Source organism: Paenibacillus sp. SEL1 (genome assembly GCF_054602535.1).
The window spans coordinates 2,097,379-2,121,134 of sequence record NZ_CM137723.1; the positions used below are offsets into that span (position 1 = coordinate 2,097,379).

The 23,756-nt window shown below is 49.8% G+C and carries 1 protein-coding gene; it reads left to right on the top strand.

Translation table 11 applies throughout. The features are described 5' to 3' along the window. Positions 1–19 precede the first annotated feature (19 nt). Positions 20–23,746, top strand: a complete 23,727-nt coding sequence (locus ACYCSE_RS09690; RefSeq protein ID WP_459702131.1) for a non-ribosomal peptide synthase/polyketide synthase — start codon at positions 20–22, stop codon at positions 23,744–23,746. The last annotated feature ends 10 nt before the right edge of the window (positions 23,747–23,756 follow it).

Here is a 23,756-nt window from a genome sequence, read left to right on the forward strand (position 1 = left end):
TGGAATAGGAGTGAATGAGATGAATGACATGCAGTTATATGATTTAACAAATGCGCAGAAGCGTATATGGTATACCGAATTACTCTACCCAGATACGTCAGTGTCACAGCTTTCCGGTACAGCTAAGATGAAGGGGCATATCAATATTGCTGCCTTTATGCAGTCCATTAATTTGATTATCAAACAGTATGATGCGTTCCGCATCCGTATTACCTCAGTGGATGGAGTGCCTCAGCAGTACGTTGTTCCTTATGAAGAGAGACAGTTGGAGTGCCTGGATCTTAGTCACTATGAAAGTGTATCTGAGGTGGAAGCCTTACTTGAGCAACACAAAAGAAACCCCTTGCCCCTGCTGGATTCTGAGCTCTTCCAGTTTTTAATTGTGAAGATTAGCGAGGAAGAGTATTGGATTAATATCAAGATGCACCATATTATTTCTGACGGAATATCAATGGTGGTCTATGGCAATCAGCTGACAGCATTTTATATGGAGTTAATTCAAGGAAATGAACCGGAGCTGGGCGACGATTGCTCGTATATTCAATATATTGCAGATGAGAATGCATACGAACTTTCTGACAGATACCAAAAGGATAAGGCTTACTGGCTGGATAAATTTTCTGATTTGCCTGAGCTTACGGGTTGGAAGTCATATAATCCGTTATCTTTAAGCACCCACGCTGTTCGGGAGCATTTTACCGTACCAGAAGTGCTATATCACGAGCTGCAAGCATTTTGCCAACAGAACAGAATTTCTTTGTTCCAGTTCTTCATGGGTGCGATGTATATCTACATACACAAAATGACGAATCAGCCGGATGTGGTGATTGGAACTTCGTTCGCTAACCGGGGGAACAAAAAAGAGAAGCAAAAGATAGGTATGTTCGTCAGCACCGCTGCTGCCAGAACATACGTCAAAAAGGATATAGATGTATTGAGCTTCCTGCAGGATGTAGCCAGAGATCAGATGTCAGTCCTGCGGCATCAGAAATATCCATACAATCAGTTAATTCAGGATCTTAGAGAAATGCATGGGAACAAGGATATTCAGCGGCTTTTTGGCGTTTCAATGGAATATCGTCTTATCAATTGGGTTGATTTGGATGATGTGCGTATTTTGACAGATTATGATTTCTGCGGGGACGAAGTGAACGATTTCGTGCTTCATATCGTAGAGATCCTGGATGAAGGCGAACTGGTACTGGATGTCGATTATCGGACAGAGCTGTTTGAACGCAGTGAAGTTAAGGACATGGTTTCCCAGTTGCTTACGATCGCCGAGCAGATCATTCATTCACCTCAGCTTTCTATCGCAGAGGTAAACTTATTGGGTGAACCAGAAGAGCAGTCCATTTTGGCTCTTTCGGAAGGCGCGGCAGTCGATTATCCACGAGAGAAGACCATTCATGGCTTATTCGAGGAACAAGCCGAGCGCACGCCAGATCACGTAGCCGTTCAGATGGACGAGCAGAGCATTACATACCAAGCTCTAAACGAGCAGGCTAACCAGCTTGCGAGATATTTGCGCTCCGAGGGAGTAGGAGCAGATACGCTCGTAGGGATTATGGCTGACCGTTCCTTGGAGATGGTCATCGGGATGTTGGCCATTTTGAAAGCAGGTGGTGCCTATGTACCGATTGACCCCGATTATCCCGAAGAACGTATCCATTATATGCTGGAGGATTCAGGTGTCCGTCTGTTGCTCACCCAAAGTCATCTATGGGAGAGCACCACTTTTGACGGAAAGCTTGTGAGTCTGGACGAAGCTGCAGCGTATACAGGAGATGCTTCCAATCTGGAGAGTATTTCGGGACCAAGCCATCTGGCCTATGTTATCTACACGTCGGGTACGACCGGCAAGCCGAAGGGCACGCTGATTGAACACAAAAATGTAGTTCGACTGCTCTTTAACGATAAAAATTTATTTGACTTCAACTCTCAGGATACGTGGACGCTGTTCCATTCGTTCTGCTTCGATTTCTCCGTTTGGGAGATGTACGGAGCGCTTCTTTACGGAGGGAAATTGGTGATTGTTCCATCTCTCACAGCCAAGAGCCCAGCAGCTTTCCTGGAGTTGTTGAAAGACAACCAAGTCACCATTTTGAATCAGACGCCGACGTATTTTTATCAGGTGCTACAGGAAGAGTTAACGCACTCTTCGACAGAGCTTGGCCTTAGAAAAATCATTTTTGGTGGAGAGGCTTTAAGTCCATCTCTTCTGAGGAACTGGCGGGTCAAGTATCCTGATGTGCAGCTGATTAATATGTACGGAATTACGGAAACAACAGTTCATGTCACCTATAAGGAAATCACGGAACATGAGATTGAAGCGGGGAAAAGCAATATTGGCAGAACGATCCCCACACTTAGCGCTTACATTCTCGATGAGCAAAGACGCCTGCAGCCTGTTGGGGTTCCAGGAGAGCTATACATTGCGGGAGACGGTCTTGCCCGTGGGTATTTGAATCGGCCGGATTTGACGTCTGAGAAATTCGTTGAGCATCCGTATCGGGTGGGAGAGCGGCTGTACCGAACTGGGGATCTTGCTCGTTGGTTGCCTGATGGCAATATTGAATATTTGGGGCGGATCGACCATCAGGTCAAAATTCGCGGCTACCGAATTGAGCTTGGCGAGGTAGAAGCCCAAATTCTCAAGGCTCCAAGCGTACGAGAAACGATTGTTCTCGCACGGGAAGACGAACAGGGCCAAAAATTGCTGTGCGCCTACTATGTAGCCTCCAGTGATCTTTCGCCGGGGGAATTGCGGGCTCAGCTGGCGGCGGAACTCCCCGCTTACATGATTCCTTCTTATTTTGTCCGGCTGGAGCAAATGCCGCTTACACCAAATGGCAAACTGGATCGCCGTGCGTTGCCGGCTCCTGAAAGCAGCGTACAATCCGGTGAGGCTTATTTGGCTCCGAGAACTGCTGTGGAAGCTCAGATGGTACTCATCTGGCAAGATATCTTGGGCGTTGCTCGTGTCGGTGTCAGAGATAATTTCTTTGAAATTGGTGGTCACTCTTTGCGGGCAACAGTGCTCGTTTCACGGATTCACAAAGAGTTGGGATGTAGCATTTCGCTGCGTGAGGTGTTTCAGTCACCTACGGTCGAATCCTTGGCGCAACTTGTGAAAAAAAACATTCCGACCATGTACGAATCCATCCCACAGGCAACGGAAAGCGAAGCTTACCCAGTGTCCTCAGCGCAAAAGCGGTTATACGTGCTGAGACAGATGGACGGGGGAGAGCTCAGCTACAATATGCCAGGGGTCTTCACAGTGGATGGACCGTTGGATCGCACGCGGCTGGAGTCTGCGTTCCAGGCACTGATCCAGCGTCATGAATCCCTGAGAACCGGCTTTTATATGCAGGATGGAGAACTTGTTCAGCGTGTGCATAGGAATGTGCCGTTCACGTTGAACTACACAGAGGCCTCGGTGGAGAAGACGGATACGCTCATTCACAACTTTATTCGTGCCTTTGATCTGAGCCAGGCTCCATTACTGCGTGTTAGCTTGGTGAAGCTCCAGGAGGAGCATCATCTGTTGCTGTTTGATATGCATCACATCATTTCAGATGGGGTTTCTATTCAAATATTGATAGAGGAACTTACTCATTTGTATCAAGGAGAACAGCTACCAGAGCTGCACATCCAGTACAAGGATTATGCCGTATGGCAACGGGAACAGTCAGAGAACCAATGGCAAGATCTTGAGAAATATTGGCTGCAATCCTTTGAAGGAGAGTTGCCGGTATTGGATTTGCCTACAGACTTCCAACGACCTTCAGTTCGGAGCTTCGAGGGTAGCCGAATTGATTTTACATTGGATGAGTCTGGCAATAAGGCGATACAAGAGCTTGCATCCCGTACAGGTACTACACTGTATATGGTATTGCTGGCCGCTTATTCGGTACTACTGCACAAATATACAGGACAGGAGGACATCGTCGTAGGTTCTCCAGTAGCCGGAAGACCGCAGGCTGAGCTTGAGGGCATCATCGGGATGTTTGTCAACACACTGGCCTTGCGCAGCTACCCGGCAGGAGATAAAACCTTTCAGGATTATCTTCTGGAAATCAAGGAAACGGCGCTCAAGGCGTTTGAGCACCAGGATTACCCTTTTGAAAAATTGGTCGAAAAGCTGGGCGTAGGACGTGATGTCAGCCGCAATCCGCTCTTTGACACCCTATTGGTATTACAAAATACCGAGCAGGAAGAGCAAGATATGGACGGAGTGCACTTTACTCCTTACTTGATGGACACCGTCACAGCCAAATTTGATCTGTCCCTCAATGTAGAGGAGAAGGGGTCAAAATTAGCCTTTGGTCTCGAGTATAGTACGGCTTTATATCGGCGTGAAACCGTAGAGCGACTTGCAACGCACTTGCTCCGGGTTCTGCATGCAGTCTCGGCTAATCCTCAGTTGCAACTGGCCGAGATAGAAATGATCACACCGGAGGAGAAAGTACAGATCGTTGAAGTATTTAACGCGACATCGGCTCCTTATCCAAGGGACAAGACCATTCATGAGCTGTTCGTAGAACAAGTCAAGCGTACACCAGAGCAGACGGCGCTTGTATTCGGCGATGTCCAGCTAACGTACCTTGAATTGCAAGACAAGGCGAGCCGACTGGCCCAAACACTGCGTCGTTTGGGAACGTTGAGGGAGCAGCCTGTGGCCGTAATGGGCGGACGAAGCATCGAGATGGTCATTGGTATGCTCGCGGTGCTTCAGGCAGGTGGAGCCTATGTACCGATTGATCCAGATTACCCGGAAGATCGGGTTCGTTATATGCTTGATGATTCCGACGCCAAGCTATTATTGGTGCAAAAGGGCGAGCTTATAAGTGTAGACTACGGTATACCGATTGTCGATCTTAGCAGTAAAGAGGCCTATGCAGCTGAACCTGCTCAGCCGGAGACTGCTCAGGGATCGCAGGGGCTTGCTTATGTCATCTATACATCGGGTACGACGGGTAGACCGAAGGGCGTTATGGTTGAACACCGGAACGTGGTCCGTCTGGTCAAAGAGACCAACTATGTGGAGCTGAATGAATCCACACGAATTTTGCAAACAGGAGCCGTGGCCTTTGATGCTTCTACATTCGAAATATGGGGAGCGTTGCTCAACGGTGGGCAGCTCTATTTCGTGGAGAACGACGATATCCTGATTGCCGATAGGCTCAAAGCGGCCATTACCAAGTACGGGATTACAACAATGTGGCTTACTTCACCGCTTTTCAATCAGCTTTCCCTGCAGGATGAATACCTGTTCAAAGGGCTAAAAACATTGCTGGTCGGCGGAGACGTACTGTCCATATCTCATATGAACCGTGTAATCGAGGCTAATCCTGATCTTGTCCCTATCAATGGCTATGGTCCGACAGAGAATACGACCTTCTCCACCACCTACAAGATTCTGGGTCGTGCCGAAGGGGTCGTGCCGATTGGCCGCCCAATTAGTAATTCGACCGCTTATGTGGTCAATGGATCGCTGCAATTACAGCCTATTGGTGCTTGGGGTGAACTCATTGTCGGCGGTGAAGGTGTAGCGCGCGGATATCTCAATCGTCCTGACCTCACAGCAGAGAAATTTGTTCCTAGTCCTGTGAAGGATGGAGAAGCCTGCTACAGAACTGGGGATCTGGTACGCTGGCTTCCAGATGGGAATTTGGAGTTTAAAGGAAGAATTGATGAGCAGGTCAAAATACGTGGTTACCGCATCGAACTCCCTGAAATCGAGGCCCAACTGGCCAAGGTGGAGTCAGTAATCGACGCCGTAGTGGTCGTTCGCGCGGATGAGCTTGGCGAGAAGCAGCTTTGCGCTTATTATGTGGCGGATCGTACGCTCACGGCAGGTGAAGTACGTCTTTCCCTATCGCAGGTACTTCCAGGCTATATGATTCCATCCTACTTTATCCAGATGGATCGTATGCCATTAACGTCAAACGGAAAAGTGGACCGCAGGTCTCTGCCGGCTCCTCAAGTAGGCGCGCATACAGGACGGAAGTATACAGCTCCTCGTACACCGGCTGAGGAAGCTTTGGCATCTGTCTGGCAAGGGGTACTGGGTGCCGAACAGGTGGGTATCCATGACAATTTCTTTGAATTGGGCGGAGACTCCATAAAAGCTATTCAGGTGTCGTCACGGTTACTGCAGGCCGGCTATCGGTTAGAGATGAAGCAGCTGTTCAAATCGCCAACCATTGCCGAGCTAGGCGCGGAAATACAAACGGCTGTGCATATGGCTGAACAGGGAGTTGTGCGTGGAACGACTCGCTTGACTCCAGTCCAACAGTGGTTCTTTGGACGGAAGCAGGCAGAGCCTCATCACTTCAATCAAGCGGTTATGCTGTATCGTGAACAGGGATTTGAGGAAAAGGCCTTGCATCAGGTGCTAAGAAAACTCGCTGAGCATCATGACGCCCTTCGCATGGTTTTCCGTCAGACAGAGCATGGCTACGAAGCTTGGAATCGTGATCTTGAAGAAGGAGAGCTGTATAGCCTGTTCACCGCTGATTTACGGAATGAACCCGATCCGACTGCAGCCATTACATCGCTGTCGGATGACATTCAGCGCAGTATCAATCTGGCAGAAGGTCCGCTGCTGAAGTTAGGACTTTTCCATTGTCAGGATGGAGACCACCTTCTGATCGTGATCCACCATTTGGTGGTAGACGGAGTATCCTGGCGGATTTTGTTCGAGGATATTGCAGCAGGTTATGAGCAGGTGATTCAAGGACAAGCGCTGACATTCCCGCAGAAGACGGATTCCTTCCGTGACTGGGGAGACGCCCTTGCTCGTTATTCGGAAGGTCCTGAAATGGAGACTCATCGGGCGTATTGGAGAGAGCTGGAGGATCAGCCACTCGAACAGTTGCCGAAGGATGAGGCTGTGGAAAGCCTTCTTGTACAGGATAGCAAAGTAGTAACAGCACAATGGACTCTAGAAGAAACCGACCAATTGTTGAGAAAAGCCCATCGTGCTTATCAAACAGAGACGAATGATCTGCTATTGACTGCTCTGGGCATGGCGGTATCCAAATGGTCTGGCATCGGAAAGGTTGCTGTGAATCTGGAAGGACACGGTCGTGAGCCGATTATACCGAATATCGACATCACCCGTACCGTAGGCTGGTTTACAAGTCAATATCCGGTGATTTTAGACTTGGGGAATAACCCGGAAGTGGCCTCCTTGATCAAGTCTGTGAAAGAAGGGCTACGCCGAATTCCGAACAAAGGTATTGGCTACGGGTTGCTCAAAACGATGGCAAGTCAGTTGGATGAAGGCAGCTTCAGCTTGCAGCCTGAGATTTCTTTTAACTATCTGGGGCAATTTGATCAGGATTTGCAAGGAAGCTCGTTGCAGATTTCTCCTTATCCGACCGGAAGCGCGCAAAGCTTGTTGGAGGAACCGGCCTATACGCTAGATATCAATGGCATGGTGACGGACGGAGCCCTGACTCTGACGATTACTTATAACGGAAAACAGTATAAGTCATCTACGATGGAACAGCTCGCTGGATATATTGAGGAAAGCCTGCGGGAACTTCTCCAGCATTGCGTAACCCAAGAAAAAACCGTATTGACACCAAGCGACGTGCTTGCGAAGGGTCTGAGCATTGCCGATCTGGAGGAGCTTTCTAAGCAGACGAGTCACATTGGCGATATTGAGAATGTATATAGTCTGACGCCGATGCAGAAGGGCATGCTGTTCCATGATATGTTTGAGCCGCATACAGGTGCTTATTTTGAGCAGGCCGCCTTTGACTTTAAGGGTAGCTTTGATCCGACCGCCTTCGGGCACAGTCTGGATGCAGTAGTGGAGCGTCATGCTATCCTGCGCACGAACTTTTACAGCGGATGGGGTAGCGAGCCTTTGCAGGTTGTATTTCGGCACAGAGGCGCTAAATTGGTGTACGAAGACCTGCGGGAGATGAATGCATCGCAGCGCGAAGCTTACCTGAAGACATTTGGTGCTAAGGACAAAGCACTGGGCTTCAACCTAGCTGAAGACGAGCTTCTCCGTGTATCCATTTTACAAACAGATGAAGAGAGCTTCCGTCTCTTATGGAGCTTTCACCACATCGTCATGGATGGGTGGTGTGTTCCGTTAATTACGCAGGAGGTATTTGAACACTATTTTGCCCTCCTGGAAGGAAGAGAGCCGCAGTTGGCAGAGGTTCATCCATACAGTCGATATATCGAATGGCTCGAACAGCAGGATGAAGCAGCTGCGTCCAACTATTGGAGCCGATATCTGGCCGGTTACGAGCAGCAGACACTTTTACCTCAAGTCGGTGGAGCAAGTAAGGGAGAAGGCTATATAGCAGAAAAGCTGAATTATCCTCTCAGCAGGGAATTGACTGGGTGCCTTGAAAAGGTGGCCAGGGATGCTCATGTCACGATGAATATATTGCTGCAGTCCCTCTGGGGCATTGCGCTTCAACGCTATAACGGTAGCCGAGATGTCGTGTACGGAAGTGTAGTATCAGGCAGACCAGCAGAAATTCCGGGCATTGATCGGATGATCGGTTTGTTCATCAATACGATTCCCGTTCGTGTGAAGACAGAGGAGAATCTCCCCTTCACAGTTCTGATGAAGCAGCAGCAGGAACAATATATGGCTTCTCATATGTATGACACCTACCCGCTGTTTGAGATTCAGGCTCAGACGGATCAGAAGCAGGATCTAATCTCCCATATTATGGTGTTTGAGAACTATCCTGTGGAGGAGGAGGTAGAGCGTCTAGGTGGTGGCGAGGCTGCCTTTGAGATTGAGGAAGCGGAGCTTCTTGAGCAAACGAATTATGATTTTAATTTAATTGTCCTCCCTGGCGAAGAAATGAGATTGCTGTTCCAGTACAATGCACTTGTTTATGACCCAGTGACAATTGAACAAATCAAGGGCCATCTGGTTTACCTCATGGAACAAATTGTAGAGAACCCTGCCATTTCCGTGGATGCACTAGAATTAGTCACGCCGCAGGAGAGAGAACAGATTCTGAACGTATGGGGAAATACAAAAGGCATTTACGAGCACTGTAACACGTTCCACGGGCTGTTGGAGGAACAGGCGGGACGAACGCCGGATGCGACTGCCCTTTGGTTCGAGGACGAGAGTCTGACCTATGCCGAGCTCAATGCAAAAGCCAACGGACTGGCGAGAAGGCTCCGTACTCAGGGAATCAAGACGGGAGATCTGGTGGGACTGATTGCTGAACGGTCGCTCGAAATGATCGTTGGGATCTACGGCATTATGAAAGCCGGGGGTGCCTATGTTCCAATCGATCCAGAGTATCCGAAAGAACGAATCAGTTACATGCTTGAAGATTCTGGGGCGAAGCTGATCCTTACACAGGCCCATCTCTTGGAGCATCTCGGATGGACGGAAAATGTTTTGCTGCTGGATGAATCATCGACCTATGATGCCGACACCTCGAATTTGGAGGCTACTGCTGGCCCGGATGATCTGGCTTACGTGATCTACACTTCAGGTACGACGGGTCAGCCTAAGGGCGTATTAGTCGAGCATCGGGGACTACCAAATCTTTCGGACGTATACGGGACACACTTCGAAGTTACACCGCAGGATCGGATCGTTCAGTTTGCAAGTCTGTCGTTTGATGCATCGATTTCGGAAATTTTAACGGCGCTGAGCCACGGGGCTGTTCTGTGCATCCCTTCTACACAAGATATTTTAGATCATGCCCTGTTCGAGCAGTTCATGAACGATAAGGGGATTACGGTAGCGACTTTGCCACCCGCTTACGCTATCCACCTTGATCCAGAGCGTTTGCCAACACTGCGGTGCCTGCTAACCGCTGGATCGGCCGCATCGGTCGAGTTGATCGAAGAGTGGAGGAAGCATGTACGTTACTCTAATGGCTATGGCCCAACAGAGGACTCCGTATGCACCACAATCTGGTCTGTCCCGGACAGTGAGGAAGCAACGGATATTGTATCTATTGGACGACCTATTGCTAACCACAGTGTGTACATCTTGGATGACCATTTTAGATTGCAACCTGTCGGTGTAGCTGGAGAGCTATGCATTTCGAGTATCGGGTTAGCACGGGGGTATCATAATCGGCCTGAGTTAATGGATGAGAAGTTCGTGGACAATCCGTTTGCTCCAGGAGAGCGCATGTATCGGACGGGTGACCTGGTTCGCTGGTTACCGAATGGAATCATCGAGTACTTAGGTCGAATAGATCACCAAGTCAAAATCCGCGGCTACCGTATCGAGCTAGGCGAGGTAGAAGCACAAATGCTCAGAGTGCCGTCCGTTCAGGAAGTCGTAGCCATGGCTGTAGAGGGCGATGACGGCTACAAAGATCTAGTCGCTTATTTCGTAGCCGCTCAGAAACTTGAGGTATCCGAACTTCGGGCTGTTCTGTCGGAGATGTTACCTGGATATATGATTCCTTCCCGCTTCATACAACTGGAGGACATGCCTCTGACGTCGAACGGAAAAATCGACCGAAAAGCGCTGCAGGGCGAGCATGGATGGGCAGCGGCTTCATCTGAGGCTCCAAGGACACCTGTGGAAATTCAATTAGCCGAAATCTGGCAAGAGGTGCTGGGTGTAGAGAGCGCGGGAGTGAAGGATAATTTCTTCCATTTTGGAGGTCATTCACTGCGTGCAGCCCTGCTAGTCTCACGAATTCGCAAGGAAATGAGTCGCGAGATTAGTCTGAGAGCAGTGTTCGAGTCTCCTACTATTGAAGAATTGGCTCGTGCCATTGAGGGCTATACACCGCTGAATTTCGAAGAAATTCCTACAGCGGGAGCGAGAGAGCATTATCCATTGTCCTCGGCCCAAAAACGACTGTTTATTCTAAGTCAGCTGGAAGGTGGAGAGCTGAGCTACAATATGCCGGGTATCCTTACCGTTGAGGGAGCTTTGGACCGGGAACGGCTAGAGCAGGCATTCCGTCGTCTAATTCATCGTCATGGTTCGCTGCGAACTCGTTTTGTGACTGTGAACGGTGAACCTGTACAGCAGCTCCTGACGGATGTTCCGTTTACTGTGGAATATGCGGAGTTAAGCGAGGAAGAGGCAGGAGCTACCCTTCAGCAGTTCGTTCGTCCTTTTGATTTAGGTGTAGCTCCATTGCTGCGGGTCGGCCTTATTCGAATTGCACATGAGCGCCATTTGCTATTGTTTGACATGCATCATATTGTCTCAGATGGAGTTTCTATGAATATTCTCATAGAAGAGTTTCTCCGCTTCTACCAAGAGGAGGACGTATTTCCTGAGCTACAGATCCAGTACACAGACTATGCTGTATGGCAGCAAGAGCAGCTCGGAAGCGAGCGTCTTAAGGCCCAGGAAGCTTACTGGCTGGATGCTTTCCGTGGAAGCTTGCCAGTGCTGGATTTGCCAGGAGATGAAGTTCGTCCTGCGGTGCGAAGCTTTGCGGGCGATCGAATCGACTTCCAAATTGATTCTTCTCTGAGTGCTTCACTTCAGGAGCTGGCTACCCGAACGGGTTCCACTCTGTTCATGGTACTGCTGGCAGCCTATACAGTGCTCTTGCACAAGTACACAGGTCAGGAAGATGTCATCGTCGGTTCACCTGTGGCAGGAAGATCCCATGCGACACTCGAAGGCCTCATCGGTATGTTCGTCGGCACAGTGGCACTTCGTACTTATCCAGAAGGAGAGAAGCCTTTCGAGGCTTATCTGCAGGAAGTGAAGGAAACAGCGCTGCGGGCCTATGAAAACCAGGATTACCCGTTCGAGGAGCTGGTAGAAAAGCTGGAGCTTCAGCGTGATTTGAGCCGTAACCCACTATTTGATACCATGTTTGTCCTGCAAAATATCGAGCAGGGAGAACAAGAAATAGAAGGATTGCGCTTCACTCCTTACGATAATGTACATCCGGCTGCCAAGTTCGATCTTACGCTGACCGTGAGTGAAGCAGACGGGGCATTGAACTGCACGCTTGAGTATGCGACTGCGATCTACAAGCAAGAGACTGCTGAGCGGATGGCAGGCCACTTTGTACAGCTTATTCGGGAAGCCATCGCCAATCCGGCACTGCCGTTGTCATCCCTTGATATCGTGACACCTCAGGAAAAATCAAGGCTGATGAAAGCGCCGGACGAAGCCAAGGCAGATTATCCTCGTGACAAGACGATCCATGCGCTGTTCGAGGAGCAGGCCGCACGTACTCCGAATGCAGTGGCAGTCGTATGTGAAGATGCAACCCTGTCCTACAGCGAGCTGAACGAGCGGGCCAATGGACTTGCCCGAACGCTTAGGGAACGTGGTTTGCAACCAGACGGTTTGGCTGGAATTATGGCGGATCGTTCCCTTGAAATGGTGGTCGGAATTTTAGCCATCTTGAAGGCAGGCGGGGCCTATGTCCCTGTAGACCCTGAATATCCAGAGGACCGCATTCGCTTTATGCTTGAGGATTCGGGAGCCAAGCTACTGCTGACACAAGCGCATCTGGAGCAACGGGTCTCCTTCGCCGGGGATATCGTAAGTCTGGACAAAACGGCTTCCTACAAGGAGGATGTCTCAAACCTGCAGCCTGCAGCCGGACCGGAGCATCTTGCCTACGTCATCTACACATCGGGTACGACAGGCAAGCCAAAGGGAACACTGATTGAGCATAAAAATGTAGTTCGCTTGCTCTTTAATGATAAAAATATGTTTGACTTTGGTCCTCAGGATACGTGGACACTGTTCCATTCATTCTGTTTTGACTTCTCTGTATGGGAAATGTACGGAGCATTGCTGAACGGAGGACGGTTGGTCATCGTTCCATCGCTTACCGCGAAGAGTCCAGATCGTTTCTTGCAATTGCTTAAGGATCAGAAGGTCACCGTTTTGAACCAGACACCGACGTACTTCTACCAGTTGCTACAGGAAGAGCTCGGTCATCAAGCGGCAGAACTGAGCCTCCGTATGATTATCTTCGGTGGAGAGGCATTAGCCCCGGCCCTGCTCAAGGACTGGAGAACGAAGTATCCGCAAGTGCAGCTCATTAACATGTACGGCATTACCGAAACGACCGTGCATGTAACCTATAAGGAAATTACAGAGTTGGAAATTGAACAGGGCCGCAGCAATATCGGCACCACGATTCCGACGCTGAGAGCGTACATTTTGGATGAACAACGCCGTCCACAGCCGATTGGCATTCCAGGTGAACTCTATGTGGCGGGCGTAGGTCTGGCGCGAGGTTATCTGAACCGACCGGAATTGACGGAAGAGAAGTTTGTCGCTCATCCGTTTGAAGCGGGCGAGCGCATGTACCGCTCGGGTGACTTGGCACGCTGGTTGCCGGATGGCAGCATGGAGTATTTGGGACGGATTGACCATCAGGTAAAAATCCGTGGTTACCGTATCGAGCTGGGCGAAGTGGAAGCGAAGCTGCTCCATGCTCCGTCTGTAAGGGAGGCCGTTGTGCTCGCCCGAGAGGATGGAAGTGGACAAAAAGTGCTTGTCGGCTATTTCACTGCCGATCAGATGCTGACGGTAGGCGAGTTGAGAAAAGCCTTGGCTGCCGAACTGCCGACTTATATGATTCCATCTTACTTTATGCAATTGGAACAGATGCCTTTGACGCCAAATGGCAAGCTGGATCGCAAAGCGCTTCCGGCTCCAGAGGCCAATGTGCAGACTGGAGCGGTTTATGAACCGCCAAGGACGAAGGCTGAGGAAGCCTTGGCTTCCGTATGGCAAGGTGTGCTGGGAGCGCAGCAGGTCGGCATCCATGATCATTTCTTTGATCTGGGTGGTGATTCCATCAAGGCGATCCAAGTGTCCTCGAGATTGTTCCAAGCCGGATATAAATTAGAGATGAAGGATCTCTTCAAATATCCGACAATTGCCGAGCTAAGCCCGTATCTTCAGGCAGCCGGACGTACAGCGGAACAGGGCGAAATTAAAGGTGCAGCAGAGTTAATGCCAATTCAGCGTTGGTTCTTTGAACGCCATACAGCGGAGCCGCACCATTATAATCATGCCGTCATGCTCTATCGGAAAGACGGCTTTGATGAGGCTGCACTCCGGTTGACAATGGACCAAATTGCGATCCATCATGATGCGCTGCGTATGGTTTTCCGGTCTACAGAAGCTGGGTATGCAGCTTGGAATCGGGGAACGGACGAAGGCGAGCTCTACACATTGGACATTGCCGATGTGCGGCAGGCAGAAGACCAGACAGCTGCGGTTCAGGCCCAAGCCGATGCCATTCAGGCAAGCTTTGACTTGGAAGGTGGCCCACTGTTCAAGCTAGGTCTGTTCCATTGTGACGATGGCGATCATTTGTTGATTGTCATTCATCACCTCTTGGTTGACGGCGTATCCTGGCGCATCCTGTTTGAGGACATTGCAGCGGGGTACGAGCAGGCATTGAATGGACAAGCAATCGTCCTTCCACAAAAGACCGATTCGTATCTTGTATGGTCTGAGCAAGCGACGAAGTATGCAGCAGGGCCTGCTCTGGACAAGGAGCGTGCATACTGGCAGCTGATCGAGGAGGCGATTTTGGCCCCACTGCCGAAGGATGAGGATCAGAAGCCGGGCACCATTCGGGATACTGAATCGGTTACGGTAACGTGGTCTGCGCAGGAAACAGACCTGCTGTTGCGGCAAGCGAATCGGGCGTATCATACGGAGACGAACGACTTGCTCTTGACTGCTCTGGGGGCAGCCATTCAGCGCTGGACAGGCATGGAGCAGATTTTGGTCAATCTTGAAGGGCATGGACGGGAAATGATCGTACCAGACCTGGATATTACCCGTACCGTCGGTTGGTTCACAACCCAGTATCCGGTTCTGCTGAACCTGCAAGGCGGACAGGAAGTATCTGCGCGCATCAAGCGCATCAAGGAGGATTTGCGAGAGGTTCCGCACAAAGGAATCGGCTACGGTCTTTTGAAGTATATGGCACCGGAGAAAAGTGTCGGATTTGGCGTGGAGCCGGAAATTTCCTTCAATTATCTTGGGCAGTTTGATCAGGATCTGGAGGGTAATGCCCTTAGCCTATCCACACATTCAGTTGGTAAGGCGCTCAGCGACCTCACACCACAGCAATATGCTCTGGATGTGAATGGCATGATTGCTGAAGGCCAGCTATCACTGACGATTACGTACAGCAGCAGGCAGTATCGTAACGAGACGGTGAGACATTTTGCTGAATTATTACAGTCAAGCCTTAGTGAGGTCATCCGTCATTGTGTGGATCAGGAGCGTTCACAGCTTACACCAAGTGATGTCCTGTTCCAAGGATTAACATTGGAGCAGCTTGATCGACTCACGGCGCAGACGGCTCACATCGGAGAGATTGAGGATGTGTACAAGCTGACGCCAATGCAGAAGGGAATGCTGTTTCACAGCCTGCTGGAGCCGGACTCCTCTTCATACTTCGAACAGGCAACGTTTGAGCTGCGTGGTAGCTTCGATGTAGATATCTTCTTCGAGAGCTTCCAGGCTTTGGTGCAACGACATGCCATACTACGTACCGGCTTTTACAACAACATTGCTGATGTACCGCTGCAAGTTGTCTTTAAGCAACGGTTAATCCCTCTGCACTACGTAGATTTGCGCGACGCATCTACGCAGGAACAAGAAGACCGAATCAAGGCTTATATTGCTGAAGATATGGTTAAGGGGTTCAGCTTGTCAGAAGATCCGCTGATGCGGGTGACCGTCTTGCAGAAGGATCAAAGCTGTCTTGTATTGTGGAGCTTCCACCATATTGTCATGGATGGCTGGTGTATCCCGATCATTACACAGGAGCTGTTCGATTATTATTCTGCCAAGAAACAGCAAGTACAGCCTGTCCTACCGCCAGCTCAGCCCTATAGCCGTTATATCGAGTGGCTTGATGCACAGGATGATCAAGAAGCTTCAACATATTGGAGCCAATATCTTGAAGATTATGACGGGAACACCGTATTGCCGGAAGGTAAAACGAAATCTCAAGCAAAAGAAGCGGGCTATGTTCTAAAAGAGCATGTTCTCCATCTGGGTGCATCTTTGACAGGTAAAATGGATGTGGTCGCGAAGCGCAATCACGTAACCGCAAATACACTCATGCAGACAGCTTGGGGACTGATTCTTCAACGTTATAATGCCAGCTCGGATGTCGTTTTCGGCGGCGTTGTGTCGGGTAGACCCGCTGAGATTGCAGGGATCGAAAATATGGTGGGTCTGTTCATCAATACAGTACCTATCCGTGTACAGTCATCCAAAGACGAAGCCTTTGTCGAAGTGATGAAACGTACACAGGCAAAGTCATTGGCTGGTCGTGCCTACGACACCTATCCACTGTATGAGATTCAGGGGAAAACAACCCAAAAGCAGGACCTGATTTCTCATATTATGATCTTTGAAAATTACCCGCTCGACGAGCAGGTGGAGCAATCGGGTAACCAAACGGAGGACAATCTCGAAGTTGCCAACTTCACCATGTTTGAACAAACCAACTATGACTTTAACCTGGTTGTGATTCCAGGCGAAGATATCAAGGTCTGCATTCGCTATAATGCTTCGGTTTACGAGCAAGAAAGCATTGCACGTATCGGAGGACACTTGTTGCAGATGCTCGATCAGGTGGCTGCTCGTCCGCAGGCGACGATACAGGAACTGGAGATTGTAACATCCGAGGAACGGATGAACCTGCTTGACTGGGGCGGCAAGGCACATACCTATCCAAGTGATCAGGGTCTGCATACCTTGTTTGAAGAACAGGTTGTCCGTACGCCGGATAAGATTGCGGCTGTAAGTGGGGACACTCAGATCACGTATCGGGAGCTGAACGAGCAGGCGAACAGACTAGCCTCCACCTTGATAAACCAAGGACTACGGAGTGAACAAGTGGTAGGTCTGTTGGCAGATCGGTCTGTAGAGCTGCTTGTCGCCATCATGGGTGTGCTCAAAGCGGGTGGAGCCTATGTACCTATTGATCCTGAATATCCGCAGGAGCGGATTCAGTATATTCTGAAGGATTCTGGCGCTGAAATTCTGCTCACACAGAGCCACCTGACGGAGTTAGCCTCTTTTGAGGGGACGGTTATGGAATTGGATTCCCCGCACATTTACGGAACCGAGGTGGATAATCCCAATATTCCTGTTGGAGGAAACGATCTGGTGTACTTAATCTATACCTCGGGTACAACCGGAAATCCGAAGGGAACCATGATTAACCACAAAGGGATCGTGAACTACATCTGGTGGGCCAATAAGGTCTATTGTGCTGGAAAACCAACGGATTTCCCGTTGTATTCATCCATTTCCTTTGACTTGACGATGACATCGATCTTTACTCCATTAATTAACGGAGGAGTAGTGCGGATTTATGATGGTATAGATAAAGCGGAGGTTGTACAGCATATTTTGCGCGAAAATGCGGTGGACATTCTCAAGCTGACGCCGACTCATCTCAGTCTGATTAAAGATATGACCATCCCGGCAGAAAGTCGCATTCAGCAGCTTATTGTGGGTGGAGAGAATCTGACCACACATTTGTCGAAAACCATCACAGATCTCTTTGGCAGCAACATCAAAATCTACAATGAATATGGACCAACCGAAACGGTCGTCGGCTGCATGATTCACCTGTACAATCCTGCGAAGGATACGCGTGAATCTGTACCGATTGGATTGCCAGCAGACAATATATACATCCATATTCTGGATGAACAGCTGCGTCTCGTACCGTTAGGTGTGGAGGGCGAAATGTACATCGCCGGGGACGGGGTAGCCCGTGGATATCTGAACCGTCCTGAGCTTACCGCAGATAAATTCATTAGAAATCCGTTCGCTTTGGAAGGAAATATGTATCGCACTGGGGATTTGGCTCGTCGCCTTCCTAATGGAGACATTGAGTACATTGGACGCATTGATCACCAAGTTAAAATACGGGGCTATCGTATTGAGCTTGGTGAGATTGAGGCCAAGCTGCTGGACATTCCACTTGTCGAGGAAGCTCTCGTTGTTGCGTGGGCAGATGCTCATGGGCAGAAATCGCTGTGTGCTTACTTCGTAGCTAATCGCGAAATGTCTGTCAGCGAGCTGAGAGACGAACTGTCTGCCGGACTGCCTGCATATATGATTCCGTCTTACTTCGTCCAACTGGACGTGATGCCTCTGACACCGAATGGTAAGCTGGATCGCAAGGCACTGCCTGAACCGAACTCGGGTATAAAGGCGGGAGCAGACTTTACCGCTCCGCGCACGGATGTGGAGAACATTTTGGCTTCAATCTGGCAGGGTGTACTCGGCGTGCCGCTTGTCGGCATTCATGATAATTTCTTTGAGCTTGGAGGTGACTCGATCAAATCCATCCAAGTATCTTCAAGGCTTCTCCAAGCAGGCTATAAGCTTGAAATGAAGGATTTGTTCGGTTATCCGACAATTGCAGAGCTGGCACAGCGCGTTAGTGTGGTCAGCCGAATTGCGGACCAAAGCGAGGTACACGGAGCGGTAAGACTGGGACCTGCTCAGCACAGATTCTTCGATGAACAGTCAATGGATCTGCATCACTTTAATCAGTCGGTCATGTTGTACCGACGTGATGGCTTCAATACCGATGCGCTCGCCGAGGTTGTTCGGAAAATTGCAGAGCATCATGATGCTTTACGACTGGTGTTCCGCCAAGGAGAGCAGGGATTGGAGGCCTGGAACCGGAGCATGGGTGAGGGTGAGCTCTATAGCCTCCAGATCGACGATTTGCGGGATGAGACAGACCCGGCTTCAGCAATAGAAGCAGGTGCGGAAGCCATTCAGCGCAGCATCTCTCTGGAGGATGGACCTCTCTTTAGACTGGGTCTGTTCCGCTGTGCGGAAGGCGAACATCTGTTGATCGTTATTCATCATCTGGCTGTGGATGGCGTATCCTGGCGTATTCTCTTTGAGGACCTGCAGGATGGCTACGAGCAGGCAGCACGTGGAGAAGCGGTCAAGCTTCCACAGAAGACCGATTCGTACCGTGCATGGGTTGAGGGAATCACACAATTTGCGAATAGTCTGGCGGCTGAACAAGAACGCAGCTATTGGGCAGAGGTAGAGGGAGATGGATTTGTCCCTCTTCCCAAAGACAAGGTAGACGGTGCTCTTCTCATCAAAGACAGTGAGGCTGTCACGGTGAGATGGTCACCAGAAGAGACAGAGCAGTTCCTGAAAGAAGCGAACCGCACTTACAATACGGAGGTCAACGATCTGCTCCTGACGGCTCTGGGTATGGCTGTTCACGAGTGGACGGGAATCGAACGTGTAGGCATCCTTCTGGAGGGACATGGACGGGAGCCCGTTGTGCCGGAACTGGATATTACTCGCACAATAGGCTGGTTTACAAGTCAATACCCTGTCGCCCTTGAGATGGGAGGAGAATTGGAGATCGGCGCCAGAATCAAGCACGTCAAGGAAGGCTTGCGTCGTATCCCGAACAAAGGTGTCGGATATGGTATTTTGAAATATTTAAGCGACGGTTCCGACGTCTCCTCCTTCTCGGCTGAACCTGAGATTACCTTCAACTACTTGGGACAGTTCGACCAGGACCTTGCAGGAGGGACGATGGAAGTATCGCCTTACTCAGTAGGACCTGAGGTCAGTGAGCAGATGGTGCAGCATCAGGCATTGAACATTAATGGACTGATTGCCGAAGGACAGCTTCAACTTTCGGTCAGCTATAACCGTCATCAGCTCGACGGGGAGTCCGTGGCTAAGTTTGTTGGCATTCTGAAGAACCGTCTCAGCGAAGTCATTGGACATTGCGTAAGTAAGGAAAGAACAGAACTTACACCAAGCGATGTACTCCTCAAAGATATCAGCTTGGAAAAAATCGAGGAGATAGAAGAGCAGACACGGCATATCGGCAGTATTGAAAATATGTATAAACTGACGCCGATGCAAAAAGGAATGTTGTTCCACAGCTTGCTGGAGCCTCATTCGGAAGTCTACTTTGAGCAGGCCAAATTTGAAATTCAGGGAGCATTCTATCCTGAGGATTTCAAACGCAGCTTAAAATATCTGATGAAACGGCATGCCATATTGAGAACCAATTTCCACGCCGGGTGGGGCGATTTCCCTATTCAGATTGTGTTCAAAGAAAGAGCGTGTGACTTCGTATACGAGGATCTGCACGAGCTGGAAGCCGATGAAATTCAAGCGCGTCTTGCAGCTTATACTGCTCAGGACAAAGCAAGAGGCTTTAATCTTGCTGAAGAAGCATTGCTGCGTGTTGCTATTCTACGTACAGCAGAAGAGGCTTACCATCTGCTGTGGAGCTCTCATCACATCATTTTGGATGGCTGGTGTATGCCGCTTGTGCTCCAGGAAGTGTTTGAGACGTATGGGGTTCTGCGTGAGCAAAGGGAGCCTGAACTTCCTGCAGCTGTATCGTACAGCCAGTATATTCAATGGTTGGAGAAGCAAGGCGAGGAAGAGGCATCCTCTTACTGGAGAGGGTACCTGGAAGGCTACGAGCAGCAGACGAAGCTGCCACAAGCCATCACACAGCCATCAGCAAAAGCAGAAGCCTATGTGTCGGAGAAGCTGGTATTCACGTTGGATGCGGAATTGACCGATCGCCTGGAACAGGTGGCCAAACAGCATCAGGTGACGATGAATACATTGATGCAAGCAGCCTGGGGAATCGTGTTGCAGCGCTACAATAGAAGCCAGGATATCGTCTTCGGAAGTGTAGTATCGGGGAGACCTGCCGAGATTCCGGGTATCGAAAGTATGATCGGTCTCTTCATCAATACAGTTCCGGTTCGGGTTCAGGCCGAGGGAAGTGATTCGTTCTCCCATGTGATGAAAAGACAGCAGGAATTATATTTGGCAGGACATGCTTATGATTCCTATCCGCTCTATGAGATTCAAGCACAGAGCGAACAAAAGCAAGATTTGATTTCTCATATTATGGTGTTCGAAAATTACCCGGTAGAAGAGCATCTGGAAGAGAAAATTTCCAGTGAAGAGGCTGAATACAGAATTACGGATGTTCAGATGTTTGAACAGACGAATTATGATTTTAACCTCATTGTGCTGCCGGGCCGTAATCTGGAGTTCTTGTACCGTTACAATGCCCGCGTCTATGATCGGAAGAGCGTGGAACGCATTCAAGGACACTTGACGAGAATTCTGACAAGCGTTGCTGTTCAACCTACCATCCGTATTGATGAGCTGGAGTTGATCACGCCAGAAGAGAAATCGCAGATTATAGAGGTGTGGGGCGATACAGCAGCTCCTTATCCGCGTGAGCAGACCCTTCACGGTATATTTGAGGAAAAAGCAGCGCTCACACCGGATCGTACAGCACTTATTTACGGTGAAACGGAGCTTACCTATGGAGAACTCGATCAGCAGGCGAACCGTCTCGCACGTACGCTGCGTGCCCAAGGGGTCAGACCGGACCAACCAGTCGGCATCATGGTCGAGCGCTCGCTTGAGATGATCATTGGTATTCATGCCATTCTAAAAGCTGGCGGGGCCTATGTACCGATTGATCCGGAGTTCCCGGAAGATCGTATTCGCCACATGCTGGAGGATTCGGGAGCGAAGCTTCTGCTGACGAAGAACCATCTCCAAGATCGTTTTCCGTTCACTGGCACGATCCTGGCACTTGATGATCCGCAGGCGTATCATGCGGATAGCTCGAAACTGGAGCCGATTGCGGGGCCGGAGCATCTGGCGTATATCATTTACACGTCAGGTTCAACCGGCAAGCCGAAAGGGGTAATGATTGAGCATCGCGCTGCCGTCCATACGCTGAGTCAGTTGGAAGCTGAATATCCGATGTTGGCAGGCGACCGTTTCCTGCTCAAAACGACATTCACCTTTGACTTCTCCGTGCCGGAGCTATTCTGCTGGTTCTTTGGACAAGGGACTCTCGTGATCCTGCCACAAGGCGTGGACAAAGACCCGATGGCACTGCTAGAGGCCGTGGATACGAACCGTATCACGCATCTCAATTTGGTGCCGTCGATGCTCAGTGTGCTCGTTCAATACTTGAAAGAAAGCGGCACCCAAGGATTCCTTACTCTGAAATACCTGTTTGCCTGCGGCGAGACGCTGCCTGCTAAACTTGTGGAAGAGTATTATAAAGTATCTCCTTACGCAGTACTGGAAAACATCTACGGTCCTACGGAAGCAGCCGTATATGCGACTCGGTATACAACGAGCCTTGAGACTGCGGCTCTAACGCATGTGCCGATCGGCAAACCGTACGCTAACGTCCAAGTATGGATGATAGACGGCGCCTCTCAGGTATCACCAGTAGGTGTACCAGGAGAACTGTGTATTGCAGGCGAAGGGGTAGCAAGGGGGTACTTCAATCAGCCTGAACTGACAGCAGAGAAGTTCATTCCTCATCCGTACAAACCGGGAGAACGGATTTACCGAACAGGCGATTTGGCCCGGTGGTTGCCAGACGGGAATATTGAGTATTTGGGACGGATCGATCACCAGGTAAAAATCCGCGGTTACCGCATTGAGTTGGGAGAAGTGGAAGCACAAATTCTGAAGGTGCCGTCGGTACAAGAAGCGGTTGTTCTAGCACTGGCTGACTCCAGCGGAAGTACTCAGCTTTGCGCATACTTTGTGGCCGAGGAAGGGCTCGCAGCGGGCGTACTACGCGAGGCACTGGCCAGCGAGCTGCCAAGCTACATGATTCCGTCTGCCTTCGTACAGCTCGCACAAATGCCGCTGAATCCGAATGGCAAATTGGATCGCAAAGCGCTACCGGCACCGGAAACCCTTCTGCGGAGCACAGCGGAGTATATCGCGCCGCGTACGCAGACAGAAGTAGAGCTCGCTCAGATTTGGTCCGAGGTGCTCGGCGTACAGGAAATCGGGATCAGGGATCATTTCTTCGAACTTGGGGGCCATTCCCTGAAAGTATTGGGCTTGATCCAAAGGATCTCGTCCAGTATGGGCGTCCATCTCCCACTCCAGGCCGTGTTTAATCTGCCGACTGTGGAAGAAATGGCGCATGAAATTTTCAAGCTGCAGGCAACGAATGCTGCCGACGAACAAGAAATGGAAATTATCCGCTTCCCAGGAAAAGGAACGATTAAAGTGTTTTGCTTCCCTCCACGGGTAGGCCACTCTCTGGGGTACTATGAGATGGCCAAGGAGCTGGAAGGGTTTTGCGAGGTGTACGGAATGGAATTTATCGGCGATCGGTACCAGGGTCAAGATATGCTGGATCGATACATTGATGCCATTGTGGATATTCAAGCAGAGGGCCCATATGTATTCCTAGGATACTCACTTGGAGGAAATCTCGCCTTCGAGGTAGCTAAAGCCATGGAAAGCCGAGGTCACCATGTTAGCGACATTATTATGGTAGATGCTATGAGAAAGATGTCCAAAGATGAATCGACTCCAGAGGAGCTCGAAGAGATTGTCGAGACGGTACTGGACAGCATCAGGGACCAGTACAAAGCATTTCTCGCCGATCCAGTGGACAGGGAGCGAGTCATGGACAAAATGTTGGTGTACTCCACCTATCGCGATGAGCTTATTAACGCAGGTGAAGTTCATGCGAATATCCATGCTCTGATTGCAGAGGATGATAGTATTGGTCCGGATACATCATTAGATAAATTGTTATGGCAACAGGCGACACTTGGTCAATACAAAGAATACGAAGTCATCGGAACGCATGATGTGCTGCTTGATTCAGGTTTTATCGGGGAAAATGCTAAAGTACTGAGACAGATACTTGGCAAGGTCACAGAGGCTTCATCTAAAAACAAGCCCATTTTGTCCTAAGCTCAATCAA